Origin of the sequence: Methylomonas montana, from assembly GCF_030490285.1 — a bacterium.
GTDB classification, from domain to species: domain Bacteria; phylum Pseudomonadota; class Gammaproteobacteria; order Methylococcales; family Methylomonadaceae; genus Methylomonas; species Methylomonas montana.
Map to the genome: position 1 here is coordinate 1,448,178 of NZ_CP129884.1, position 22,942 is coordinate 1,471,119.

The 22,942-nt window shown below is 52.5% G+C and carries 25 protein-coding genes and 2 tRNA genes; 12 read left to right on the forward strand and 15 right to left on the reverse strand.

The window, feature by feature from the left end; translation table 11 throughout:
- Positions 1–15: 15 nt before the first annotated feature.
- Entirely contained in the window at positions 16–630 is a 615-nt protein-coding gene (locus tag QZJ86_RS06845; RefSeq protein ID WP_301937562.1) for a hypothetical protein, read from the forward strand.
- Between the two features lie 75 nt (positions 631–705).
- Here QZJ86_RS06845 and QZJ86_RS06850 read toward each other — a convergent pair whose 3' ends face one another.
- Positions 706–1,041 carry a c-type cytochrome gene (locus tag QZJ86_RS06850; RefSeq protein ID WP_301937563.1) on the reverse strand — a complete coding sequence of 112 codons (336 nt, stop codon included), beginning with the start codon at positions 1,039–1,041 and terminating at the stop codon, positions 706–708.
- 208 nt (positions 1,042–1,249) lie between these two features.
- Positions 1,250–2,641 (reverse strand): siroheme synthase CysG, encoded by a 1,392-nt coding sequence (cysG, locus tag QZJ86_RS06855; RefSeq protein WP_301937566.1) that lies wholly within the window; start codon positions 2,639–2,641, stop codon positions 1,250–1,252.
- A 73-nt stretch (positions 2,642–2,714) separates the two neighbouring features.
- Between cysG and QZJ86_RS06860 the strand changes: the two genes are divergently transcribed.
- Positions 2,715–2,945: a sulfurtransferase TusA family protein gene (locus QZJ86_RS06860; RefSeq protein WP_301937567.1), complete on the forward strand. Its 231-nt coding sequence runs from the start codon at positions 2,715–2,717 to the stop codon at positions 2,943–2,945.
- Positions 2,946–3,014: 69 nt separating this feature from the next.
- Here QZJ86_RS06860 and QZJ86_RS06865 read toward each other — a convergent pair whose 3' ends face one another.
- Positions 3,015–3,671, reverse strand: coding sequence for a histidinol-phosphatase (locus tag QZJ86_RS06865; RefSeq protein WP_301937569.1), 657 nt, complete (start codon positions 3,669–3,671; stop codon positions 3,015–3,017).
- Between the two features lie 154 nt (positions 3,672–3,825).
- Here QZJ86_RS06865 and QZJ86_RS06870 point away from each other — a divergent pair, with 154 nt between their 5' ends.
- Positions 3,826–4,353: an RNA pyrophosphohydrolase gene (locus QZJ86_RS06870; protein WP_301937572.1), complete on the forward strand. Its 528-nt coding sequence runs from the start codon at positions 3,826–3,828 to the stop codon at positions 4,351–4,353.
- Here QZJ86_RS06870 and cpdA read toward each other — a convergent pair.
- The 9 genes from cpdA to QZJ86_RS06915 all read right to left on the reverse strand — a co-directional run bounded on the left by cpdA (position 4,350) and on the right by QZJ86_RS06915 (position 11,012).
- Positions 4,350–5,138 carry a 3',5'-cyclic-AMP phosphodiesterase gene (gene cpdA / locus QZJ86_RS06875; RefSeq protein ID WP_301937573.1) on the reverse strand — a complete coding sequence of 263 codons (789 nt, stop codon included), beginning with the start codon at positions 5,136–5,138 and terminating at the stop codon, positions 4,350–4,352. The genes QZJ86_RS06870 and cpdA overlap by 4 nt on opposite strands.
- Positions 5,139–5,151: 13 nt before the next feature.
- Positions 5,152–5,604 carry a GDP-mannose mannosyl hydrolase gene (locus tag QZJ86_RS06880; RefSeq protein WP_301937574.1) on the reverse strand — a complete coding sequence of 151 codons (453 nt, stop codon included), beginning with the start codon at positions 5,602–5,604 and terminating at the stop codon, positions 5,152–5,154.
- Between the two features lie 71 nt (positions 5,605–5,675).
- Positions 5,676–6,992, reverse strand: coding sequence for an amino-acid N-acetyltransferase (gene argA / locus QZJ86_RS06885; protein ID WP_301937576.1), 1,317 nt, complete (start codon positions 6,990–6,992; stop codon positions 5,676–5,678).
- An 84-nt stretch (positions 6,993–7,076) separates the two neighbouring features.
- A complete protein-coding gene (locus QZJ86_RS06890; RefSeq protein WP_301937577.1) occupies positions 7,077–7,520 on the reverse strand; it encodes a hypothetical protein in 444 nt (147 codons plus the stop codon).
- Between the two features lie 44 nt (positions 7,521–7,564).
- On the reverse strand, positions 7,565–7,780 hold the full coding sequence (locus QZJ86_RS06895; RefSeq protein ID WP_301937578.1) for a DUF1640 domain-containing protein: 216 nt from the start codon (positions 7,778–7,780) through the stop codon (positions 7,565–7,567).
- A 221-nt stretch (positions 7,781–8,001) separates the two neighbouring features.
- On the reverse strand, positions 8,002–8,130 hold the full coding sequence (locus tag QZJ86_RS21500) for a dihydroxy-acid dehydratase domain-containing protein (RefSeq protein ID WP_320415852.1): 129 nt from the start codon (positions 8,128–8,130) through the stop codon (positions 8,002–8,004).
- A 30-nt stretch (positions 8,131–8,160) separates the two neighbouring features.
- Positions 8,161–8,799 (reverse strand): TIGR04211 family SH3 domain-containing protein, encoded by a 639-nt coding sequence (locus tag QZJ86_RS06905; RefSeq protein ID WP_301937579.1) that lies wholly within the window; start codon positions 8,797–8,799, stop codon positions 8,161–8,163.
- A 47-nt stretch (positions 8,800–8,846) separates the two neighbouring features.
- Entirely contained in the window at positions 8,847–9,746 is a 900-nt protein-coding gene (gene argF, locus QZJ86_RS06910; protein WP_301937580.1) for an ornithine carbamoyltransferase, read from the reverse strand.
- 6 nt (positions 9,747–9,752) lie between these two features.
- Positions 9,753–11,012: an acetylornithine transaminase gene (locus QZJ86_RS06915; protein WP_301938923.1), complete on the reverse strand. Its 1,260-nt coding sequence runs from the start codon at positions 11,010–11,012 to the stop codon at positions 9,753–9,755.
- 186 nt (positions 11,013–11,198) lie between these two features.
- Here QZJ86_RS06915 and QZJ86_RS06920 point away from each other — a divergent pair, with 186 nt between their 5' ends.
- Entirely contained in the window at positions 11,199–11,711 is a 513-nt protein-coding gene (locus QZJ86_RS06920; RefSeq protein ID WP_301937581.1) for a hypothetical protein, read from the forward strand.
- 21 nt (positions 11,712–11,732) lie between these two features.
- On the opposite strand, the gene QZJ86_RS06925 is transcribed toward QZJ86_RS06920, so the two are convergent.
- Positions 11,733–13,535: a putative bifunctional diguanylate cyclase/phosphodiesterase gene (locus QZJ86_RS06925; protein ID WP_301937582.1), complete on the reverse strand. Its 1,803-nt coding sequence runs from the start codon at positions 13,533–13,535 to the stop codon at positions 11,733–11,735.
- Between the two features lie 139 nt (positions 13,536–13,674).
- Between QZJ86_RS06925 and dhaL the strand changes: the two genes are divergently transcribed.
- Positions 13,675–14,310: a dihydroxyacetone kinase subunit DhaL gene (gene dhaL, locus QZJ86_RS06930; protein WP_301937584.1), complete on the forward strand. Its 636-nt coding sequence runs from the start codon at positions 13,675–13,677 to the stop codon at positions 14,308–14,310.
- A gap of 196 nt (positions 14,311–14,506) precedes the next feature.
- On the opposite strand, the gene dhaK is transcribed toward dhaL, so the two are convergent.
- Together dhaK and QZJ86_RS06940 are read right to left on the reverse strand one after the other, a co-directional pair.
- Positions 14,507–15,493 (reverse strand): dihydroxyacetone kinase subunit DhaK, encoded by a 987-nt coding sequence (dhaK, locus tag QZJ86_RS06935; protein ID WP_301937586.1) that lies wholly within the window; start codon positions 15,491–15,493, stop codon positions 14,507–14,509.
- Between the two features lie 35 nt (positions 15,494–15,528).
- Complete coding sequence (locus QZJ86_RS06940) at positions 15,529–16,350, reverse strand: HAD-IIA family hydrolase (RefSeq protein ID WP_301937588.1); 822 nt, start codon at positions 16,348–16,350, stop codon at positions 15,529–15,531.
- 196 nt (positions 16,351–16,546) lie between these two features.
- Here QZJ86_RS06940 and QZJ86_RS06945 point away from each other — a divergent pair.
- The 7 genes from QZJ86_RS06945 (at position 16,547) to truB (ending at position 22,889) form a co-directional block, all read left to right on the forward strand.
- Positions 16,547–16,622, forward strand: a tRNA-Phe gene (locus QZJ86_RS06945).
- A 20-nt stretch (positions 16,623–16,642) separates the two neighbouring features.
- Positions 16,643–16,718: transfer RNA gene (locus QZJ86_RS06950), tRNA-Phe, on the forward strand.
- Positions 16,719–16,864: 146 nt separating this feature from the next.
- The gene (gene rimP / locus QZJ86_RS06955; protein ID WP_301937590.1) at positions 16,865–17,350 is read left to right on the forward strand and encodes a ribosome maturation factor RimP; all 486 of its coding nucleotides are present in this window, start codon (positions 16,865–16,867) and stop codon (positions 17,348–17,350) included.
- Positions 17,340–18,851, forward strand: coding sequence for a transcription termination factor NusA (nusA, locus tag QZJ86_RS06960; protein ID WP_301937592.1), 1,512 nt, complete (start codon positions 17,340–17,342; stop codon positions 18,849–18,851). The genes rimP and nusA overlap by 11 nt, the downstream gene beginning before the upstream one ends.
- 14 nt (positions 18,852–18,865) lie before the next feature.
- The gene (infB, locus tag QZJ86_RS06965) at positions 18,866–21,556 is read left to right on the forward strand and encodes a translation initiation factor IF-2 (protein WP_301937594.1); all 2,691 of its coding nucleotides are present in this window, start codon (positions 18,866–18,868) and stop codon (positions 21,554–21,556) included.
- The gene (rbfA, locus tag QZJ86_RS06970) at positions 21,556–21,972 is read left to right on the forward strand and encodes a 30S ribosome-binding factor RbfA (RefSeq protein WP_301937595.1); all 417 of its coding nucleotides are present in this window, start codon (positions 21,556–21,558) and stop codon (positions 21,970–21,972) included. Before infB ends, rbfA begins: the two co-directional genes overlap by 1 nt.
- Complete coding sequence (gene truB, locus QZJ86_RS06975; RefSeq protein ID WP_301937596.1) at positions 21,972–22,889, forward strand: tRNA pseudouridine(55) synthase TruB; 918 nt, start codon at positions 21,972–21,974, stop codon at positions 22,887–22,889. The genes rbfA and truB overlap by 1 nt, the downstream gene beginning before the upstream one ends.
- Positions 22,890–22,942 lie beyond the last annotated feature (53 nt).

Sequence of the window (22,942 nt, forward strand, 5' to 3'; positions counted from 1 at the left end):
AACACTAAAAGAATAATGAGCGATATGCCTGAGATTAATCTGGATGATGTCAATACCGATAAGCACGAGCTTATCTATCTGCGGCCCCACCAGCATCAGGCGATGATAAAAGCCAACCGCTATTTATTAATGCTGGTCTTGGCGTTGATGGCAGCGGTTTTTCTGTTGGGCTTTGTATTGCTGCCCAGGCAAAATTTATTGACGGAAATCCAGAAGCATCAGGCTATTTCGATGGCGTATGCCACGCAAAATCCGGCGTTGACGGCGGAAATTAGCGCGTTGAAAGGTCAGTTATTCGGTTTGTTGAGCGGATCGATCGAAAGCAAGTTGCGATCGCTGGAAGAGAATATCAAAAAAGGTAGTGTCGCCGAGTCCTTGGATGCGATTCAGGATTTGAAAGGCGATGTGAAAATACTGACGACATATTCGGTAGATTCACCCGCTAAAATCGAAGGTGCCGCTGCTAATCAGGCTTTGATCAAGGAATTGAACGATATCAAGGATTTGGTTTATCTAACCTTTGTTTCCTGTGGGCTAATGATTGCGGCGATTGCCGGCGTTTGGCTGCGCAATCGTTATCGTTTGACTCACCAACGCAGTCATCAGGCCTATCTCGGCCGGCAAGATTAAGACGGTTTTTAAAAGGCCGTAAAAAAGCCGCTATCCTTTCGGATAGCGGCTTTTTATTTGCCTGGAAGGCTACGATTATTTTTTCAAATATTCGTAAACAGCGTCGATAGCTTGGTCTTCGGTGTAGCCTGCTTTTTTCACAGGACCGACTTCCATGATGGCTGCGGTTGCTTTAGGCATACCGTTTTTGCCTTCTTTCAGAACTTTGGCAAATTGGTCTTTAGGCAATTTGCCGGCAGCGATCAAAGCTGACAATTGTGGGTTAGAAGCGATGTCATGGCAGGCGCCGCAACCACGGCCGAAAGCGCGCTCATAAATTTTTGCGCCGATTTCTTCTTGTTCGTTAGCAGCGACTTGACCGCTGATCGCGATTAATGCCGCGCCTACTAATAAACCGAATGATTTTTTCATATGATTCTCTCGTTGTGTTTAAAAAAAGAACTGCATATTGTTATTCGAATAGACAGTTCGTTGGTAAATTAAGCCGGTAAAGGATAGGGAACTTTAGCGAAAAATTCAATCGATTTTCTTGCTAGCCATAGCCTTTACCGGACTTGCGGGTCGATTTTTTCAAGTAAAACTTAACATTCACTGAATTAGGGAAAATTTCATATTTAACTTAATTGGGGTCAGGTTGAAACCATTCCAATTGTTCGCGTAAGCGCACTACCGTACCAACGATAATCAAAGTGGGTGGTTTGATGTCGGCATTTTCAACCGATTTAGGCATATCGCGTAGCGTGCCGGTAATCACGCGCTGATGTTTGGTGGTGCCTTGCTGGATCAGCGCGATAGGCTGATCGGGCGGGCAGCCGTGCTCGATCAGCGATTGGCATATCGTTTCCAATCCGACCAGGCCCATGTAGATGACGATGGTCTGATTCGGCGCGGCCAGCTGCTGCCAGTTCAGATTGATGTTGCCGTCTTTCAAATGGCCGGTGACAAAGGTGCAGGACTGGGCATGATCGCGATGAGTCAAGGGAATGCCGGCATAACTGGCGCAGCCGGCTGCGGCGGTGATGCCGGGCACGACTTGAAACTGGATGCCTTGTTGCATCAGGGTTTCGATTTCCTCGCCGCCACGGCCGAAAATGAAGGGGTCTCCGCCTTTCAGTCGGGCCACTCGTTTCCCCGATAAGGCTAGATTGGCCAGCAGTTCATTGATCGATTCCTGAGGCAGGCTGTGATTGCTGCGCTGTTTGCCGACATAGATTTTTTCGGCGTCGCGGCGGGCCATTTCCAATATCTCCTGGGAAACCAGGCGGTCGTAGACTACCACATCGGCTTGCTGCATCAGTCTTAGCGCCCGGAAGGTCAGCAAATCCGGATCGCCGGGGCCGGCGCCAATCAAATACACTTCGCCTTGGTTTTGGGACTGGGCGGCATCATTCAACTTGGCTTGCAATTGCCGGATAGCTTCGTCTTGGCGTCCGGCAAACACCAATTCGGCAATGTGGCCTTGCAGCACGTTTTCCCAAAAGATGCGGCGCTGTTTGGGGTCATTGAGTTTTTGCTTAACCAGGGGTCTGAAATCTTCGGCAAACTGCGCCAACTGGCCGAATGAAGCCGGGACTGCGCTTTCCACCTTGGCCCGTAATAAGCGCGCCAGCACCGGCGACACGCCGCCGGATGACACTGCAACCATCAGCGGTGAACGGTCGACAATTGCCGGAAAGATGAAGCTGCACAGATCGGGGTTGTCGACCACATTGACGGGAATGTTGAGTTGGTTGGCTGCAGCCGCAACTGTCTCGTTGGTGAGTCGGTCGTCGGTGGCGGAAACCACCAGGCGCATGCCAGCCAAGTCGGTGTCGGCAAAGGCCTTTTGCTTGATATTGAGTGCGTGATCGTGCTGCATTGCCGAGACAGGCTTGCCGATCTCTTTCGCCACGACAGTAATCCGTGCGCCGGTTTTAGCCAATAACTCGATTTTACGCGCGGCGATTTCGCCGGCGCCTACCACTAGGCAAGGCTGGTCTTTTAGTTTTAAGAAAAGCGGAAAGTAATCCATGGTGCTTGATTTTCGCGGTCTGGGGTTGGTGTTATTATAGGTGTTGTCTTACAAACAGTTGAGTAAACGCTTTATGATTGAGTTCGATCTGGAAGTCGATGCCAGCGGATTGCATTGTCCGTTGCCATTGTTGCGCTTGAAAAAGGCGATTATGGAAGTTGAAAGCGGCAGGGTGGTCAAAGTGATCGCCACTGATCCGGCCGCTCATCTGGATTTCGGTGTCTATATCGATCAGGCCGGACATATTCCGCTGAAGATACTCAAGGACGCCGACAAACAAGTCTTCTTTATACAGAAAAAATAGAAGCGATTCAATATTATTGATATTCAGGGCACAAAACAGCAAGACTCTCCTCGAATTTTGCCGCTGACCCTATTTTCTCAAACTGATAATCGGCCAATTGGCTTGTTGCGCGGCTTTCAGTAATTTCTCGTCGGGATCGACGGCAATAGGCTGATCGACCAGATTCAGTAGCGGTAAATCGTTATGCGAATCGCTGTAGAAATAACTACCTACCAACGTTTCCGTCGAATTGGCCAGCCACTCTTCCAGCAACTCGACCTTACCATGCTGGAAGCAGGGAGTGCCGTTGAATTTGCCGGTATAACGGCCGTCCACGAATTCCGGCGTGGTCGCCAGCAGGTTGTCGATGCCGTAAAGCTTCACAATCGGCTCGGTGACGAAGCGATTGGTGGCGGTGATCACCAGCAAGGTATCGCCGGCGGCGCGGTGCTTTTCCACTAAGGCTTGGGCGGCATCCAGCATGATGGGCTTGATCAGAGTTTCGACGAATTCATCGCGCCAACGGTAGAGTTGCTCGGCGTCGTGTTGAGCTAATGGTGCCAGCGAAAAATGCAAAAATTCGACGATGTTCAGCGTGCCTTGCTTGTAATCCTCATAGAATTTTTTATTGGCCTGCTCGTAATGATCCCGTTCGACGATGCCTCGATCGACCAGAAATTGCCCCCATAAAAAATCGCTGTCATCGGCGATCAGCGTGTTATCCAGATCAAAAATCGCTAAGCTCACGGCAAACCCGTCGTCGTAAAGAAAAAAGTAGCGGCCTGTGGCGTCCGCCGGTTATTTATGGAACAATTGCGCCATTCATTTTAATGGCCGTGCCGTTGTTAATTTTAACATCCAGGCATTAGCAACAGGGCGGCAAATAATACAGGTTTTTTACATGATAGACTCGAAAGGATACCGGCCTAACGTCGGCATTATCCTTTGCAATGACGAGGGTCGTGTGTTCTGGGCAAAGCGCAAGGGCGCTAATTCGTGGCAGTTTCCGCAAGGCGGAATCGACGGCGACGAGGATCCGGAAACCGCGATGTATCGGGAGTTGTGGGAGGAAACCGGCTTGCGCGCGGAACACGTGCAATTGCTGGGACGTACCCGCTATTGGCTGCGTTACAAATTGCCGGATCGGTATATACGCAAAAATTCATCGCCCTTGTGCATCGGCCAGAAGCAGATTTGGTTCATTCTGCGCCTGACGACCGACGAATCGATGGTGCGCTTCGATTGCGGTCACAAGCAGGAATTCGATAACTGGAAGTGGGTGGAATATTGGTATCCGCTGAAAGACGTGGTCTATTTCAAGCGTCGGGTGTACCGCAAGGCCATGGACGAGTTGGGTGCCTTGTTGATTGCCAATGAGTTAGGTATCAATACCGAAAGTTATCTGTCCGGCAGGTTGGCAGTCGGTTAGTAACTGTGCGACTCGGTTTGCAAATTGCTCATGTTGATCGGTAGCCGATAACAGCTGGATTGCAAACGGCCGCTGTCGAACAGTTCGAAAACCCGATAACCGGGCGGCAGCGTATCCAACTCGAATTCGGTCGCATAAGGTTTGAACTGAAAACAGCTGGCCGGCGTGGCAAATACAGGGATACCTTTATGGCTGGTTTGCAGTTCCTGATGCAAATGGCCGAAGGTAATGGCTTTCACCTGCGGAAAGCGCTCAGCGATGGCCAACAGCTCATTGCCATTCTCGATTTGCATGGTGTCCATCCAACTACTTTGACTGGCAACGCAATGATGATGTACCGCCAGCAAGGCCGGTAAATCGTGTTCGATCAGTGACCTTTTCAGAAACGCCAATTCCTCCTGCGATAAAATACCGGCCGGACTGCCGATCTTTTGGCTGTTTAACGCGATAATTTGCCAGGTCGACAGCTTCAGATGTTTTCGACAGCTGACCAGGTCGTCGTTTAACTCGGCTTCCATCAACTCCCTGTCGTCATGATTGCCCGGTAGGCATATGCAAGGCGTGTGATAGGTGTGCAGATGCTGGCAAATTCGCCGGTAGCTATCCGCGCAAGGGTTTTGACCTAAATCCCCGGTTAACAAAATTAGATCGAAGTGGTCGTGAGTGGCATGAGCGTGCTTAAGCGTTTGTTGGAAATGGCGCTCAGTATCGATGCCCAGCATGGTATCGCCTGCATGCGGCAGTATATGCAGGTCAGTGAGTTGCAGGATTTTTAGCTTGGACATCGGTTATAGCCGCTCAACGCAGATAGGGGAAATAAGCTTGGCTATTCGGATGTACGTCGCTAAAGTCGTCGTTTTTCCCAAACCAGCGGTAATTGCAGTGTTGTTGAGCCGGTAGCCGATTAAGATCGATGTTCAATTCCAATTGATAGCCCAGCACCACGTAATGGGTGCTGAGGCCCGATATTTTTGCAAAATTCGTCTCGTACAGGTGAGTAAACGCACCGAGTAGCTGGGCGCTTTCGATACCATAGGCTAGGCCTAACTCCGTTTCGGTGATGCGCTGGAAAGCGTCCTCCAGGGTTTCTGATTTATAAATTCTGCCACCGGGTACGAACCAGCAGCCTGCCGCCGGTTCATTGACGCGCATCCCCATCAGTATTTCGCTGTTGCTGGAGCGCACAATCAAATCGATGGCGACTAAAGGTGTTTTATTAACGACTGAAATAAAATCCTGTTTATCGAGCATTACAGATCATTAAAGGCTGAGTGGATAGGGATGTTTGATTGTCGAGCGCGAACCTAACTGGTGCATGGAGATTACTGCACGTCTTTATACAATACCTTGGAATTTCGCTGGTAGTTGTAAGCGCTTTTCATTGGTTCCGGTAAATCGTCGATTTCGCAAGGTGTAAAGCCGCGTTCGACGAACCAGTGCACGGTTTGCGTGGAACGCACGAACAGGCGCCGGATATTCTCGGTTTTGGCCTTATGGCTGAGATAGTCCAATAAGCTGTTGCCGCGCGCGCCTTTTTGATAATCGGCGTGCACCGCCAGGCAGGCGATTTCCGCGCTATTGCCGTCGACCATCACATGAAACGCCGTGCAGCCGATGATTAGGCCGTCCCGCTCGATGACGATATAGTCGCCGATTTCCATTTCCAGCTTTTCCCGAGAACGCTTAACCAGGATGCCTTGTGCCTCAAGCGGTTTGATCAAGTCCATGATGCCGCCGATGTCGTCCAATGTCGCCGGGCGTATGGTTTCGAACGCGGTGGAACTGATCAGCGTGCCAATGCCGTCGCGAGTAAACAGTTCCAGTAGCAAGGCGCCATCGACATGCCGATTGATCAAATGTGCGCGTTTAACGCCTTTTTCGCAGCTTTGCATCGCGGCGTGTAAAGAGCGCGCGACCTCGTCCGGCAGTGTTGGCGTATCTTGCAATAGCGCCGAAGCTTGAGCTGTGGTGAGTTGTTGGATGGGTTGGTTATCGCCAGGCGATACGCAGTTTTGTTCGGTCAACAAAATCAATTTTTCGGCGTGCAAGGCGATGGCTACTTCGGTGGCGACTTCCTCGGCAGACAGATTGAATACTTCACCGCTGGGCGAATAACCGATAGGCGAAATCAGCACCACATTGTGCTGATCCAGTTGCTGATGAATGGCTTGCGCGTCGATGCGCCGCACTTTACCGGTATGGCAATAGTCGATGCCGTCCAATACGCCCAAGGGTTTGGCGGTAACGAAATTGCCGGACGCGACGCGTATCTTCGCGCCAGCCATTGGCGAGCCTGACACGCCCATCGACAACAAGGCTTCGATTTCCACTCGCACCAAACCGGCTGCTTGCTTGACGTATTGCAGTGTGGTGGCGTCTGTGATGCGTAAATGGTGGTGAAATTTCGGCGTGTTGCCGTGCTCGGTCACCTGTTCGTCGATCTGCGGCCGAATGCCGTGTACCAGTACCAGTCTGACGCCCAGGCTTCGCAACAATGCAAAATCGTGGATTAAATTATCGAAATCCGGTTCCGTCACCGCATTGCCGCCGAAGGAAATTACAAAGGTGCGATTGCGATGGGCGTGGATGTAGGGTGAGGAGTTTCTGAACCAGGAGACGAAGGTGGGTGGTTGGTGCATCAGAGCGTAACCCGTTTTTGTAGCTGATAGGAAGTGATTACGGCTAACGCCTTTTGGTCAGATGAATAAGCTTGGTCTACAGTGCTAATGTTTGTTAACACCTAGGTGCTTGAAGTCTGTCGCTGATAAAGCTGTTGTTCGTATTAGTTCTCGAGATAGAAGGTCGGTTCTGATGGCCGCCACGAATGCGCCTAAAGCAAATTCCTTCTCAGTATCACTCGATATTTTTTGAGTATGCACTGTGTCAAGAAAAGCGTACCCTTTTTTTATCACATCGTCTGGACAATATAACCACGCAATATTTAACTGATTCAGGAATTCAGACTTTAAATCTTCAGCGTTGTTAGCACCTATGTAAAAGCCTTGCAAAGAATGTAATAACTCTTTATAGCTGGATTCCTTTCGTTGATATTGGTCAACGATTCGTTTTCTCCACTCATTAGTGAACCAGGCAACAATTGCGCCCAAAAGTGGAAGTGCAAATTTCCAGAATTCAATAGAGGAAAAAATACCAACAAAGAAACTCATTTTAAGATGTACTGAAGTTCGGAATGTATCGTTTAGTCTTGAGGTCACAACGTAGCGACTACCGTAATCGAAGCGGCCATCAATGTACCCAATTTGATGATTACCCGGTATTCCAATTCGCGTATATCTCGGCGCAAGTTGTTTTCCAGTTCCATCAGGTCGTTTTTAGTCGCCAATTTATCTTCGATGAGACGAGCTTGCTCGTTGGCGAATACCTCGGCCTGTTCTTCGGTAAAGCCTACTGCCTTAAGTTTCTTCACGAAACTATGCGTGTCGAAAGTGATTGGTCACGACTTCACTCCAGTTTCAAACAATGCGACAGGGTTTACGCTACCGCTAACCCAATTTACAGTCAAGGCCGGAAATGACTTTCGGATTGTTTCCGGCCTGCCCATTGTTTGGGCATCAATCCACATTATCCGTCACCGCACCCTTAGACGCCGAACTGACCAATTGTGCATATTTCGCTGGTACGCCACGACTATAACGCGGTGCCGGTTGCTGCCTTTTTTTCGAAGCGGCGGGCGATTTCGTGTTCAGTGACGTGCAGGGTCAACTGCTTGGTTTCGGCATCGATGGTGATTTCGTCACCATTTTGGACGATCGCCAGCGCGCCGCTCTGTTTTGCCTTGGGGCTGAATTAAAAACTGTCCCAGCCACTGGAACGGCGGCGCCAGCTGAGTTTAGGCAGAATAAAGCCCAGCAATACGCCGAATAATGCCAAGCCGCCGCCGTATAAAAACCAGTCTTGGTTGCTGCTGTCGGTCAGTGCTTGATTTTCGCGTTTCAGTTGCTGCAGTTCGCGCTCGACGGCGATGATGCGCTCCTGGAGTTGATCGCGTTGTTGTTTAAGCTGGATGGCATTGGCGGCGGTTTGTTGCAGTTCGCTAAGGTCGGCGCTGAGTTTGTCGCGTTCCTTGCCAATTTCCTGGCTGTTGGCTTGCCCGGCTTTTAATTGCTTGTTTTCTTCCTGGAGCACTTCCAGTTTTTTGTTAGCCGCTTCCAGTTGATTGCGAGCGCTGGGTTCGCCGGTCAGGTAACGGCTGAGAATGAAACCTTCCGCGCCGTTGCCGGTTTGAATATAGGTATAGCCGTTTTCGGTGCTTTCTTGCAAAACACTGACAGGAATGCCGTTTTCCAGCATTTTGACGATCTTGGTGCGTTCGCTTTCGCCGCTGCGTAATGGTACCTCGACCTTATCGGTGACATAAGCAGTTCTTGCCGAGGCAAACGGGCTAATCAGCAGGCAGGCAAAAATGTAGGCAAAAGATTTTTTCACAGTATCACTCTTCATTCGGCTTAAGGAAAGCGGCGATTCTAGCGAAATTATCGGCAGATGAGAAATTCCAGTAGTGCTTTCTGGGCATGTAGCCGATTCTCCGCTTCCTGAAATATCACGCTTTGCGGGCCGTCGATGACCTCCGCCGTGACTTCTTCGCCGCGATGCGCCGGCAGGCAGTGCATGAACAGCGCATCCGGTTTGGCGGCCGCCATGGTCTTGGCATCGACTTGAAAGTCTTTGAACACGAATTCGCGTTTCTTCTGTTCCTCTTCTTGGCCCATGCTGGCCCAGACGTCGGTCACCACTAAATCGGCTTGTTGAGCGGCTTGTTCCGGCGTGTTGAAAAACGCCACCCTGTGCCCCGCGGCATCGGCGATGCTTTGTTGTGGCCGGTAATCGACAGGGCAGGCGATGTTCAATTTAAAATCGAACTGGCGGGCAGCATTGATGTAGGAATGGCACATATTGTTGCCGTCGCCGATCCAGGCTACGGTTTTGCCGGCGATGTCGCCGCGCGTTTCGAAATAAGTTTGCATGTCGGCCAGCAATTGGCAGGGATGCAGCAGATCGGTCAGGCCATTGATCACCGGCACTCGCGAGTACTTGGCAAAGGTGGTGACGGTCTCATGCTTGTCTGTGCGCAGCATAATGCAATCCACCATGCTGGAGATGACCTTGGCGCTGTCTTCCAAGGGTTCGCCGCGGCCGAGCTGAGTGTCGCGCGGCGACAAGAACAGCGCGCTACCGCCGAATTGCGCCATGCCGGCTTCGAAAGAGATGCGGGTACGGGTCGAGGATTTTTCGAAAACCATCGCCAGCACTTTGCCTTTGAACGGTTGGTAATTCGGGTCGCGATGAGTTTTGAGCTGGATCGCCCGTTGGATCAAGGTGTGTAATTCGGCGCTGGACAGATCCAGCAGGCTGATGAAATGTCTGGGTTGCATGGTGGACTACCGGCTAAATTCCTGAATGAGCGCTGACAAAGTCTCGGTCAGCGTGACGATTTGGGCGTCGTCGATAATCAACGGCGGCAATAAACGAATGATGCTATCGGCGGTGACATTGATCAGCAAGCCCTTTGCCAGTGCTTTGCCGACTAGTTCGCCGCATGGCCGGTCTAATTCGATGCCGATCATCAAGCCTTTATAGCGAATATCGACAATATGCGGGTTGCCGGCCAGCGAATCTTTAAACAGTTGGCAAATCCGCTCGCCCTTGGCTTGCGCATCGGTAATTAGTGTGCCGGCCGTTAAGGTTTCCAGCACCGCTAGTGCGGCGCTGCAAGCCAGCGGGTTACCGCCGAAAGTCGAGCCGTGATTGCCGGCCTGCAACACTGCCGCTGCCTTGCCACGAGCCAGGCAAGCGCCTATCGGTACGCCGTTGCCCAAGGCTTTGGCCAGCGTGCAAACGTCCGGGAGGATGCCGTTATGCTGATGGGCCAGGAAACGGCCGGTACGGCCGACGCCGGTCTGAATTTCGTCTAGCATCATCAATAAATTATGCCGATCGCACAGCTCGCGAATTTGATTCAAATAGTCCTCGGCCGGAATATTGACGCCGCCTTCGCCTTGTACCGGCTCGACCAGGATCGCGACGATGCTTTTATCGGCAGCGATAGCGGTTTCGAGGGCGGCGACATCGTTGTAAGGCACATGGGTAAATCCGGCCAGCAAAGGCTCGAAACCTTGCTTGATCTTGGTATTGCCGGTCGCGCTCAGCGTGCCCATGGTACGGCCGTGGAAGCTTTTTTCCATGGTCAATACCACCGGATTGTCGATGCCTAGGTGGTGGCCATATTTGCGGGCGATTTTGATCGCCGCTTCGTTGGCTTCCGCGCCGGAATTGCTGAAAAACACATTATCCATGCCACTCAGCTCGATCAATCGATCCGCCAATTGAGACTGTAATGCGACGCCGTAGAGATTGGAGGTATGCAGCAGGGTCTTGCTCTGCCGGCACAGCGCTTCGTGTACGGCCGGATGAGCATGGCCCAGGCCGCACACCGCGATGCCGGCAACCGAATCCAGATAGCGGCGTCCCTCGGTATCCCATAGCCACGCGCCTTCGCCGCGTTCAAAAGTGACCGACTGGCGGGCATAGGTAGGCATGATGTGATTGGTCATTTTGCTAAGACTCTGAAAGTGTTTTGGAAAATGCTTTTCGGTCGAAAAAAGCGCGCGATTATATTTTTTTAACCTGGCGGAAGCAATAAATAGTTATAGCGAAAACCTTTGGATAGTAGCGGGTGGCCGGATACTGCAGACTTTACTAACGGAAAATTTCCGGCGACGCCGATTTTGTTATAAATCTGTAACATTAATGCTTTAGATTTGTTCAACTTTAAGTTGTTTCGACCGGCGCGAGTTTGCCGGCGATTTACCCACAAAGGACTTGCGTTGAACGATAACGAACATCTTTTAGACGATAAAAAGCACATCGTGTCGATTCGGTTGAACAATTCCGACCGGATTGCGGTGCGATCCACCGCCGCGCGGCTTTTTGTGCGCGAATCCGAATTGTACCGGTTTGCGGTATACCACCTTTTAAACCGTTTGCATAAATTGCACGACGATGCCTGTGTCGGCAGCGATTTGTTGCCGCTGTTCATCGAGTTTAAAGACGAGCTGAACACCCATTTGGGCTTAAAAAAGCATCAGCTGTTCAAAATATTCAACGGCAAAAGTCCCCATCCGGAAAAATTTGTGTCGATGGCCGATATCGAGTTGCTGCTATTGCCGCAACATGCGGTACGACAGCGTTTGTTGCAAATGAACGAAGCCAGCGGGCAACGGCAGGCCGATACTCATGCCTGGCTAGTGGCTTATTTGCGCGAAAAATATCATTTCACCGATCAGGACTTGGAGTTTGATATTGAATCGATTGATCTGGGTTTAGCCGAAAGCGATTAGCGCCGGGTTTGTTAGATTGTTTTAGCCTATATTGTCGACAAATTGTCGATGCCAAATGCTAAAGTCCACTGGGCTTAGCGGTTTGGCAAAGCGATAGCCTTGCACTTCGTGACATTGATGGTTTTCGATACACTCCAGTTCGTCGTCGCTTTCCACGCCTTCGGCGATCGTCACCAAGCCCAGGCTGTTGCCCAAGGCGATGATGGCTCTGACAATGGCGTCGTTGGCGGGCGTAGTTTGGATGTGTCTGATAAACGATTGATCGATCTTGATTTTGTCGATTGGAAACTTGCGTAAATAGCTTAAGCTGGAATAGCCGGTGCCGAAATCGTCGATAGCCAATTTGACGCCGAGCTCGCGCAGATTGGTCAAGGTTCGTACCGCATTTTCCGCGTGGGTCATCACCACGCCCTCGGTCAATTCCAATTCCAGATTTTGCGGGTCGATGCCGGTTTCCTCGATGATCTGTTTGACCCTCGCCGCAAAGCCTTGCTGTTCGAATTGCTTGGCGGAAATATTGACCGACATGCGAAACGCCGGCAAGCCTTGCCGAATCCAGGTTAAATGTTGTCGGCAAGCTTCCCTGAGTACCCAGTCGCCAATCGCCAGAATTAACCCGGTTTCTTCGGCGATGGGAATGAATATTGCCGGGGATACCATGCCCATGCTGGGATGTCGCCAACGCAGCAAGGCTTCCACGCCGACCACCTGCCGGTCGCTGAGCTGAATTTGCGGTTGATACGCCAGCGAGAAATCCATGGTTTCCATCGCTATTCGTAGCTGCGTTTCCAGGTGCATGCGTTCCTGCATGCCGTGATCCATCGATTTCGCATAGACGACGAATTGGTTGCGGCCTTGTTGTTTGGCTTGGTACATGGCGGCATCGGCCTTGCGAATCAAGCCTTCCGGGGTTCGGTCGTGCTGGGGATACAGGGCGATGCCCATGCTGGCAGTGGCCTGGAATTGATGGTCGTAAATCGACATGGGCTGGCGCAGGGCGGCGATGATGTTGGTGACTACCGCGGTGGCGCAAGACTCGCCGTCGATGTTTTGTAAAATGATCACGAATTCGTCGCCGCCCAGCCTGGAGACCGTGTCGCTTTGTCGGACGCTGGCGGTCAAACGTTCGGCGACGGTCAGTAGCAGCCGGTCGCCGAAACTATGACCCATGCTGTCGTTAATGAATTTGAAGCGGTCCAGGTCGACAAAAACCAGCGCGATCATGCGCTGGTTACGCACCGCGTTTTGGCAGGCCTGTTGCAGTCTGTCCTTGAACATCAGACGATTCGGCAAGCCGGTTAGTTGATCGTAATGGGCGAGCAGATATAAATCGCGTTGCTTGCGGTAGGTGATTTCCTCCAGCAAGGCGTGTCCGGTAGCCATGCCGGCGTATATGCCATCTCGCAGAATCACGAAACCGTTCACCATATGCCGCATGCCGGAGTCGATGATGATTTGCGCGACATCGTCAATGCCGGCATTGACGTCGACAATAATCGGCTGGTCGTCCATGATCTCGGTGATTAGCTTGTTGAAGAGCAAATCGCGGGCGAACGGCCGCAGAAAGATTTCGCTGATTCTGCCACGGTCCATGATGCCGACAGGCGTGTGGTTACGATCGACGACGGTCACCGCGGGCAAGTTTTCGTTGCGGATGAAATGATCCAGTACTGCCACGCAACGGGTGTTGTCGTTAATCGGTTCGACGTAATTCAACAAGCGTCCAACGGTGGCGGGTTGCGGGCTTGGAATATCTTCTATCTCCTGTCGATGTCTTCTGGCGTCTTTTAAGGCGATTTCGATGGAATTGACGGGAAATAGCATCGTGAGCGGGGAGTTGCCGAGTTAAAAGCCGCCAGTCTAGCGAGCGATGATGACAGTTTTGTTACAGAGGGCGACTGGACAATGCTTGCCTGGATTGGCTATGCTCAGGGTTTAACCGCATTGTTGCGTAGGAGGCAGCATGTCATTGACCCCCGTATTGTTTCCGGATTTGATTCAAGCGCTGATCGACACCATCGAAGTCCATGCCGATGAGGTGACGGAGCTGGATCAGGCGATAGGCGACGGCGATCATGTATTTAATTTACAGCGCGGCTTGCAAGCTTTGCGCGAGCATGCCGCCGAGATTGCTCAGCTCGATTGGCCTGCCGCCTGGCAGAAGATCGGCATGACGGTGATGGCGGCGGTGGGCGGCGCCTCCGGGTCCTTGTACGCGACGCTGTTCATCAGTCTCGGTAAAAATAGTCACGACAAAACTCAAGACTTGGCGGGATTTGCCGAGGCGTTTCAGTTGGCGGTGGAAGCGGTCAAACAGCGCGGTAAGGCTGATGTCGGCGAGAAGACCATGCTGGATGTGTTGGTCCCGGTGGCGCAAGCCCTGCGCCAAGACGCCGAGGCGAGTAAGCCCTTGGCGGAACTATTGGATCATCTGTGCGGCGTCGCGGAAATCGGCGTGGAAGCGACGCGCGACATGCTGGCTACCAAGGGCCGCGCTTCGTTTCTGGGCGAGCGTAGTAAAGGTCACATCGATGCTGGCGCCAAAACCGCGCAATTGATGGTGGCAGCGATAGCTGGGGTGTTGACAAAATGGCAGTAAGACGATTTGCTGGGAAGTGGGCGAAACCACTCCCCAGGTTTTGGAGGTTGTCGTAAAAGTCAAATGCAGGTTGGGTAGAGCATAGCGAAGCCCAACAAAATCAAAATGTTGGGCTCCATTGTATTCAGCCAAACCCACCTTTACGACAACCTCTTTTTGGGAGGTAGTATTGGCCTAAGCTCAGCTGGCCGCTAATTTAGCAGCCCCAGCGTAACGCCGCGGTATTCACCGGGGCATCCCACAGGCGCAGCATTTCCTCGTCCATTAGGGTTAGCGTCAACGAGCAGCCGGCCATGTCCAGCGAAGTGGTGAAATTGCCGACTAGCGAGCGCTGGATATTCAAGCCGCGTTGATTGAAAAACTGCCAAGCTAGTTCATAAATCAAATGCAATTCGATCAATGGCGTGGCGCCGAAGCCGTTGACATGCAACAAGACGGCTTGCCCGGCGGCCGGTTTCAATTCTTCGACAATATGCCCGGCCAGTTGTTCGACTATTTCGCTGGCGCTCACCAGCTTCACCGTTTCCCGGCCGCGTTCGCCGTGGATGCCGACGCCCATTTCGATTTCGTCTTCGGCGATGGCGAAGGTTGGATGACCCAGCGCCGGCACCGTGCAACTGCTCAAGGCTACGCCCATCGAGGCAGTGGCTTGATTGACCCGTTCGCCCAGTGCTTTACACGCCGCTAAATCGGCGCCGGCTTCGGCGGCGGCGCCAACGATTTTCTCGACGATGGCGGTGCCGGCCACGCCTCGACGGCCAATGCTGTGGGATTTTGGTAAGGAAATGTCGTCGTTGATCAACACGCTGGCATTGGCTAGCTCCAGCATCTCGGCGGCCATCTCGAAATTCATCACGTCGCCGGCATAATTTTTAACGATGAACAATACGCCGGCGCCGCCGTCGACTGCTTGTGCGGCGGCCAGCATCTGATCTGGCGTCGGCGAAGTAAATACCTGGCCGGGGCAGGCGGCATCCAGCATGCCGACGCCGACAAAGCCGCTGTGTAAAGGCTCGTGGCCCGAGCCGCCGCCGGAAATCAGTGCGACCTTGCCGGTTTTACGAGTGTTTCGATACACAAAGCGCGGTTCCTGGTTGAATTGCACGATGTCGGCATGAGCCTTGGCAAAGCCTTGTAAGCTGGTTTGCAATAAGGTTTCCGGGCTGTCGATAAATTTTTTCATGGTTAGCCTCCGCGGTATTTTGCTTGAGAAGAGGGTTAAAGCGCGCTATTGCGCAGCATCAAGGTGATGTCGCGAATGTCGGGAACGATCCAGGTGGGGCCGTAGTCGGCCGCCTCGACATCTTTTTCATTGGAAATACCACTGAGCACCATCATACTGCGGATGCCGGTACGCACCGCGCCTAGAATGTCGGTCTCCAGTCTGTCGCCAATGGCAATGGTCTGGGCCAGTTCAGTCCCCAACAAGTTTAATGCTTGTCGGTAAATGATCGGTTCGGGTTTGCCTATGATCATCGGCTCCACGCCAGTTGTGGCGGTCAGCGCCGCCAAAATCGCGCCGTTGCCGTGAATTTCGCCACGCTCGGTCGGTAATGACAGGTCGCCGTTGGTGCCTATGAAGTGAGCGCCGGCTCGCAGGTTCAAAGTGGCTGTGGCCAGTTTATCCCAGCTGATTTCCCGGTCCATGCCGCAAACAACCAAGTGCGCGCGATTGTCGGCGTCGGTTTCGTAAAGTCCGGTCAGCTGAAAGCCGAGGTCGAGCAACGGTTGCCTGGCGCCGATACCGCCTATCACGAAGACGCGGGTGGTGCGCGGATCGTAACGCTCCGATAAATATAGTGCAGTCGCCATGCCTGACGTCAGTATTTCGTTTAATGTCACCGAGACGCCCATATTCGCCAGCTTGCCGACATACTGTTCGGCTGTCAGGCTGGCATTATTGGTGGCCAGAATAAACGGCAGACTTAAATCGCGCAGCGTCTGAAAAAATTTGACGATGCCGGTCTGGGCCTGGTCGCCGTGCCAGAGAACGCCGTCCATATCGATGATCAGGGCGCGGATGTTGGTGAAAGCTTGCATAAACGGTCTCAGGTGATAGGGAATTCGAAAATAGGCGTCGCGCGGCTAAAACCAGGTATTTCATGGTAGAATCGCCGGGATTTTAAGGCTGCGAAGAATTGCATAAAACCTCGCGCGCTGTCTAGCTGAGTGCTATTTGAGGTATTTTCCTTGACTAATCGCTCATAACCTAGTTTAATGCGCGGCTCTTAGCGCCGCCCAGGTAGCTCAGTCGGTAGAGCAGAGGACTGAAAATCCTCGTGTCGACAGTTCGATTCTGTCCCTGGGCACCACAGTTTTAGATCAAATACTTGCCCAGGTAGCTCAGTCGGTAGAGCAGAGGACTGAAAATCCTCGTGTCGACAGTTCGATTCTGTCCTTGGGCACCATGATTTAGCGTGGTTTTAGATATGAAAGCCCCTTTATGGGGTTTTTTGTTTTGTGGGCTTCCGAAAAGACGAAGTCCAAGGGTTGTTGGTCGTTTATGGAAGAGCCTGAGGCTCTTTTTTTTTGTGTTTGAAAAGGCGAGGCAGTAATGAAACAGGCTCCTGAACATTTGGTGGATTTGATCGAGCCAATTGTGGAAGGTCTTGGCTACGAGTGCGTGGGGATCGAGTACAACCCGCATCCGACACACGGCATGCTGCGCATTTATATCGATAGCGAAAACGGTATTCTGCTGGAAGATTGCAGCAAGGTCAGTCATCAGCTCAGTGGCGCGCTGGATGTCGAAGACCCGATTCAAGGCGAATATCAGTTGGAAGTGTCCTCGCCCGGCGCGGATCGGCCGTTTTTTAAACTGAGCCAGTTTCAGCGTTTTATTGGCAGTACCGTGCTGGTGAGTTTGTTCAAACCCATCGACAAGCGCCGCAAAATTACCGGACAGATCAAGGCCGTCGAAGGCGAGACTGTCGTGCTTCAGGACGGCGAACAGCTGTTAAGAGTGCCATTTCAGGCAATGAGCAAGGCACGTTTGGTGCCGGAATACTTACTCAACAAAGGAGGTCGCAGTGGCAAATAAAGAAATTTTATTAGTAGCAGACGTTTTTGCTAATGAAAAAGAGATCGACAAGGAAATTATCTTTCAGGCCATTGAGTCCGCGTTGGAAGCGGCGACCGTCAAACGTTACGAAAATCCTATCAAGGCCCGTGTCGCCATTAATCGCCAGACCGGCGATTATCTGACTTATCGCCGCTGGCAAGTGGTCGATGCCAATCCGGAAATCAACGGCGATGTCGAGCATCCCGGTTGGCAAATCTTATTGGAAGCCGCGCAGATCGATAATCCTGACATTCAAGTCGGCGATTTTGTCGAGGAAGAGATCGAGTCGGTCGATTTTTGCCGGATTGCCGCGCAAACCGCGAAACAGGTGATCATCCAGAAGGTACGCGAAGCCGAGCGCAAGAAAATCGTCGAAGCCTATCAAGACCGGGTGGGCGAATTGGTCACCGGTGTGGTCAAGCGCCTGGAAAAAGGCAGCATTTACCTGGATTTAGGCGGTCATGTCGAGGCTTATATCGCTCGGGAAGACATGATTCCCAAGGAGCCGGTGCGGATGGGCGACCGGGTGCGCGGTTATCTGAAAGCCGTACGTTCCGAACCACGCGGTCCGCAATTGTTTGTTAGCCGCACCGCGCCGGAATTGTTGATTGCTTTATTTCGGCTGGAAGTGCCGGAAGTTGGCGAAGGCTTGATCGATATTTTAGCGGCGGCCCGCGATCCGGGTTCCCGCGCTAAAATCGCCGTCAGAGCCAACGATCCGCGCTTGGACCCGGTCGGTGCCTGCGTCGGTATGCGCGGCTCCAGGGTGCAAGCGATTTCCAACGAGCTGGCCGGCGAGCGGGTTGACATCATTCTGTGGAATGGCAACGATGCCCAATTCGTCATCAACGCGATGTCGCCGGCGGAAATTCAATCGATTGTAGTCGATGAAGACAAGCACAGTATGGACGTGGCGGTCGCTACCGACAGCTTATCGCAAGCGATAGGCCGTGGCGGTCAAAACGTGCGTCTGGCGACCGAGTTAACCGGTTGGGAATTGAATATTCAAGATGCCGCGCAAGTCGGGAAAAACCATGACGAAGCCGCCGCCAAATCCAAGCAGCAATTCATGGAGTTGTTGGATGTGGATGAGGAAATCGCCGGTATTCTGGTTGATGTCGGTCTGAATAACATCGAGGAAATCGCCTATATTCCGGTGGATGAAATGCTGGAGATCGAAGGCTTCGATGAGGAGTTGGTGGAGGCGCTGCGTAGCCGAGCGAAAGACGCTTTATTGATTAGCGCGATTGCTTCCGAGGAAAAAATAGAAACCGCCGAGCCGAGCGAGGAATTGCTGGCGCTGGACGGTATGGACGATGAATTGGCGCAAGAAATGGCGACCAAGGGCATCATTACATTGGACGATCTAGCGGAGCAAGCCATCGACGACATCATCGAATTTACCGGCATGACCGAGGAGCGTGCTGGTAAACTAATCATGAAAGCCCGCGAATCTTGGTTCGCAGAGGACAAGGGCTGAGGCAGGAGGATACTATGAGCGATAAAACAGTACAGGAATTGGCAGAGGTAGTTGGCATCCCTCTCGATCGTTTTTTGGAGCAGTTGAAGGAGGCCGGGCTAACGGCTAGCGCGCCTGACGATGTGATCGACGATGAGGAGAAAGTCAAACTGCTCGCACATCTGCGCAAGCGCCATGGTAAAACCGATGCCGATCAGGAAGCGGCCGCGCCCAAGCGTATTACGCTTAAACGCAGTACCAAAACCGAATTAAAACAATCAACGCCGCCCGGTACTGCGGTGAAAACCGTCAGTGTCGAAGTGCGTAAACAAAAAACCTATATCAAACGTAGCGACGTTCACGGCAACGACGAACAAAAGCAAGCGGAATTGGCCAAGCACGCTTTGGAAGAGCAGCAAAAGCAGCAAGCGATCGAAGAGGAAAAGCGTCGCCAGTTGCATGAGCAGCATAAGGCTCAGCAAGCCTCTAAAGAAGAGCAGGCTTTAGCGCAAGGCGCCGCTCAAACGACCGATGTTGTCGAGCAAGCCGTCAGCGAGCCGGTTGAAGAGCCGCGTATCGAGGCTAGCGAACCGCAAGCCGTTGTCGAAGTAGCTGCTGCACCTGAAACACCAGCCGTTGCCAAGCCCGCTGTGATGACCGAAGAACAGCGTTTGGAGCAAGAAAAGAAAGAAAGGCTGGAAGCGGCGGTGCAAAGAACCGCCGAAAAAGTCAAAAAGAAAGCCGAAGAGAAACAGCAACAAACCACCTTGCACAAGAAAAAAGCCGAGTTCAAGCCAGCGCGTGGACCTGCCACCGATGGTGATATCGACAGAAGTGGTGGCGATGCCGCGCGTCGCGGCGGGAAAGGCAAAAAAGGCAAAGCGCCGTCACGGCGGGAAAAACCGGAATTCGAACCGGATCTTAATCAAGGTCGGCATAAATTCGAAAAACCGGTCGCGCCAACCGTTTACGACGTGACCATTCCGGAAACCATCGTCGTATCGGATTTGGCCGCTAAAATGAACATCAAGGCCGCTGAAGTCATCAAGCATTTGATGAGACTGGGCATTATGTCCACGATCAACCAGACCATCGACCAAGAAACGGCGGTGATTTTGGTCGAGGAAATGGGCCATAAAGCCATCATGCAGAGCGAGGACGACTTCGAGCAGGAAATGCTGGCCGAAGTACAAGGCGAAAGCGACGAGCGTAAAGTTCAGCCGAGAGCGCCTATCGTTACCATCATGGGTCACGTCGACCACGGTAAAACCTCTTTGTTGGATTACATCCGTAAAACCCGGGTCGCCGCCGGCGAAGCGGGCGGGATTACCCAGCACATCGGTGCTTATCAGGTTAAAACCGATCACGGCGCGGTCACTTTTCTCGATACGCCGGGCCACGCTGCGTTTACCGCGATGCGTGCTCGCGGTGCCGAAGTCACCGACATCGTTATCGTCGTGGTCGCGGCCGACGACGGCGTGATGCCGCAAACCAGGGAAGCTATCGACCACGCTCGAGCGGCGAATGTGCCTATCATCGTCGCGCTGAACAAAATCGATAAACCCGAAGCCAATCCGGACAGGGTCATGCAGGAATTGGCAACATTGAACGTCGTACCGGAAGAGTGGGGCGGCGACGTGCAGTTCCTGAAAGTATCGGCTAAAGTCGGTACCGGTATCGACGAATTGATCGAAGCGCTGATCGTACAGGCCGAGGTCTTGGAATTAAAAGCGCCCGCCGACGGTATTGCATCCGGTATTTGTATCGAATCGCGTCTGGATAAAGGCCGTGGCGCGGTAGCGACGATACTGATTCAGAAAGGTACTTTGAGCAAGGGCGAGTTCGTATTGTGCGGTCACGAATATGGCCGGATTCGGGCGATGTTCGACGAAAATTCGCATGCCATCAAATCGGCCGGACCTAGTGCGCCGGTGGAAATTTTGGGTTTGTCGGGCACGCCCGATGCCGGCGACGAATTCTTGGTAGTACAGAACGAGCGTATCGCTCGGGAATTGGCTGCCCACCGCGAAGACCGCAAGCGCTCTAATCGTCACGCCGCGCAACATGCCTCGAAACTGGATGATGTGTTCTCGCGGATGTCCGCTGGCGAGACCGCCACGCTGAATGTCGTTATCAAAACCGACGTTCAGGGTAGTTTGGAAGCCTTGCGTGAATCTTTGGTTGGCTTGTCTACCGAAGAAGTGCAAGTCAAATGCATCTATGGCGGCGTCGGCGGCATCAACGAAGGCGATGCTAACCTGGCATTGGCTTCCAGTGCGATTTTGATCGGTTTCAACGTCCGCGCCGATGCGGTTGCTCGTAAATTGATCGAAGAAAAAGACATCGATCTGCATTATTACAGCATCATCTACGAAGCGATCGACGAAGTGAAACGCGCGATCAGCGGGATGTTGGCGCCGGAAATTCAGGAAAAAATCGTTGGTTTGGCCGAGGTCCGCGATGTATTCCGTTCGCCGAAATTCGGCGCGGTTGCCGGCTGTATGGTCATCGACGGTTTCGTCAAACGCAATCTGCCGATCCGCGTGCTGCGTAACAACGTGGTGATTTACGAAGGTCAGTTGGAATCGCTGCGCCGCTTCAAAGACGATGTCAATGAAGTGAAAATGGGCATGGAGTGCGGTATTGGCGTGAAGAACTACAACGATGTTCAAAACGGCGATCAGATCGAAGTCTTTGAACGTATCGAAGTCAGACGGGAAATCTAATGGCAAGAGAGTTCGGCCGCAGTCAGCGGGTGGCGTCGGAAATGCAGAAAGAGTTGGCGTCGATATTGCAGCGCGATGTCGACGACAGCCGCTTGGGTTTTGTGACGATCAACGACGTCGAGTTGTCCAAGGATCTGGCGGTTGCCAAGATCTATGTCACGGTGTTGGATGCCGAGGATGAGGCCGGCAAGCGCGCGAATGTGAAGGTGTTGAACGAGATTTCGCCTTTTATTCGTCATGAACTGGCCAAGCGCATGCGTTTGCGGCATATCTCCGAGCTGCATTTTTACTACGATCATTCCTTCGATACCGGGATGCGTGTCGCCGAGTTGCTGGGCGATCTGGATCACGGCAAGGATACGGAAGCTAGTGAAAAGCCGGACGCAATCGCCGATAAACCGCAACAGGACGATTGATGGCAAAACGTAAGTCCGGGCGCGATGTGCATGGCATCGTGCTGCTCGACAAACGTTTAGGCGTATCGTCCAATCAGGCTTTGCAGGAAGTCCGGCGACTGTTCAATGCCAACAAGGCGGGGCATACCGGGGCGCTGGATCCCTTAGCCACCGGTTTGTTGCCGCTGTGTTTCGGTGAGGCGACTAAAGTATCGGCGTTGATGCTGGATGATGACAAGCGTTATCAGGTGACGATACAACTGGGCGTGATGACCGATACCGGCGATAGCGAAGGTAAGGTCGTCGCTGAAATGCCGTTGCCAACCCTGACGGCCGAGCGCTTACAAGCTTGTTTGCAGCATTTCACCGGGCTGATCGATCAGGTGCCGCCAATGTATTCGGCGCTCAAGCATCAGGGCAAGAAGTTGTACGAGTTGGCGAGGGAAGGTAAAACCGTCGACAGGCAGCCCAGAGCGATTACCATTTATGAATTGCAACTGTTAAATGTCGATGCCGAAGCCGGGCAATTGACGTTGGATGTGTTTTGCTCCAAGGGCACTTATATTCGCTCGCTGGCCGAAGACATCGGTCATTGGCTGGGCAGTTGCGGTACGGTGACGGCGTTGCGCAGGACCAAGGCCGGCATGTTCGAGCTGGACAAGGCTTATACCTTGCAGGAGTTGCAGGCCATGGACTTCAAGCAATTGCAGGATATTTTGATCGCGCTGGATGTGCCGCTACGGGATATGCCTGAAGTGTCGCTGTCAGTCGAACAGGCCGAGCGAATCAAGCAAGGCCAGCGCATTGCCTTTAGCGCGGACAAGACCGGTCCAGTCAGAATATACTCGCCGCAGACCTTTTTGGGGTTGGGGGAAATCCTATTGGATGGTAAACTGGCGCCGAAAAAACTATTTCATTTGGATGGTCAAACAGCTTGATTATCCAGGAAAAAACCGCATGGTTTCTACACCCTATTGTGGAAACGCGGCTA

What these genes read in the sequence shown, in the direction of transcription:
- dhaK (WP_301937586.1), bottom strand. Translation starts at nt 15,493, where the DNA reads ATGAAAAAATTTATCGACAGCCCGGAAACCTTATTGCAAACCAGCTTA.
- QZJ86_RS06850 (WP_301937563.1), bottom strand. Translation starts at nt 1,041, where the DNA reads ATGAAAAAATCATTCGGTTTATTAGTAGGCGCGGCATTAATCGCGATC.
- truB (WP_301937596.1), top strand. Translation starts at nt 21,972, where the DNA reads ATGGCAAAACGTAAGTCCGGGCGCGATGTGCATGGCATCGTGCTGCTC.
- infB (WP_301937594.1), top strand. Translation starts at nt 18,866, where the DNA reads ATGAGCGATAAAACAGTACAGGAATTGGCAGAGGTAGTTGGCATCCCT.
- argF (WP_301937580.1), bottom strand. Translation starts at nt 9,746, where the DNA reads ATGCAACCCAGACATTTCATCAGCCTGCTGGATCTGTCCAGCGCCGAA.
- QZJ86_RS06860 (WP_301937567.1), top strand. Translation starts at nt 2,715, where the DNA reads ATGATTGAGTTCGATCTGGAAGTCGATGCCAGCGGATTGCATTGTCCG.
- dhaL (WP_301937584.1), top strand. Translation starts at nt 13,675, where the DNA reads ATGTCATTGACCCCCGTATTGTTTCCGGATTTGATTCAAGCGCTGATC.
- QZJ86_RS06890 (WP_301937577.1), bottom strand. Translation starts at nt 7,520, where the DNA reads ATGAGTTTCTTTGTTGGTATTTTTTCCTCTATTGAATTCTGGAAATTT.
- cpdA (WP_301937573.1), bottom strand. Translation starts at nt 5,138, where the DNA reads ATGTCCAAGCTAAAAATCCTGCAACTCACTGACCTGCATATACTGCCG.
- QZJ86_RS06870 (WP_301937572.1), top strand. Translation starts at nt 3,826, where the DNA reads ATGATAGACTCGAAAGGATACCGGCCTAACGTCGGCATTATCCTTTGC.
- rimP (WP_301937590.1), top strand. Translation starts at nt 16,865, where the DNA reads ATGAAACAGGCTCCTGAACATTTGGTGGATTTGATCGAGCCAATTGTG.
- QZJ86_RS06880 (WP_301937574.1), bottom strand. Translation starts at nt 5,604, where the DNA reads ATGCTCGATAAACAGGATTTTATTTCAGTCGTTAATAAAACACCTTTA.
- QZJ86_RS06925 (WP_301937582.1), bottom strand. Translation starts at nt 13,535, where the DNA reads ATGCTATTTCCCGTCAATTCCATCGAAATCGCCTTAAAAGACGCCAGA.
- cysG (WP_301937566.1), bottom strand. Translation starts at nt 2,641, where the DNA reads ATGGATTACTTTCCGCTTTTCTTAAAACTAAAAGACCAGCCTTGCCTA.
- QZJ86_RS06845 (WP_301937562.1), top strand. Translation starts at nt 16, where the DNA reads ATGAGCGATATGCCTGAGATTAATCTGGATGATGTCAATACCGATAAG.
- argA (WP_301937576.1), bottom strand. Translation starts at nt 6,992, where the DNA reads ATGCACCAACCACCCACCTTCGTCTCCTGGTTCAGAAACTCCTCACCC.
- QZJ86_RS06940 (WP_301937588.1), bottom strand. Translation starts at nt 16,350, where the DNA reads ATGCAAGCTTTCACCAACATCCGCGCCCTGATCATCGATATGGACGGC.
- rbfA (WP_301937595.1), top strand. Translation starts at nt 21,556, where the DNA reads ATGGCAAGAGAGTTCGGCCGCAGTCAGCGGGTGGCGTCGGAAATGCAG.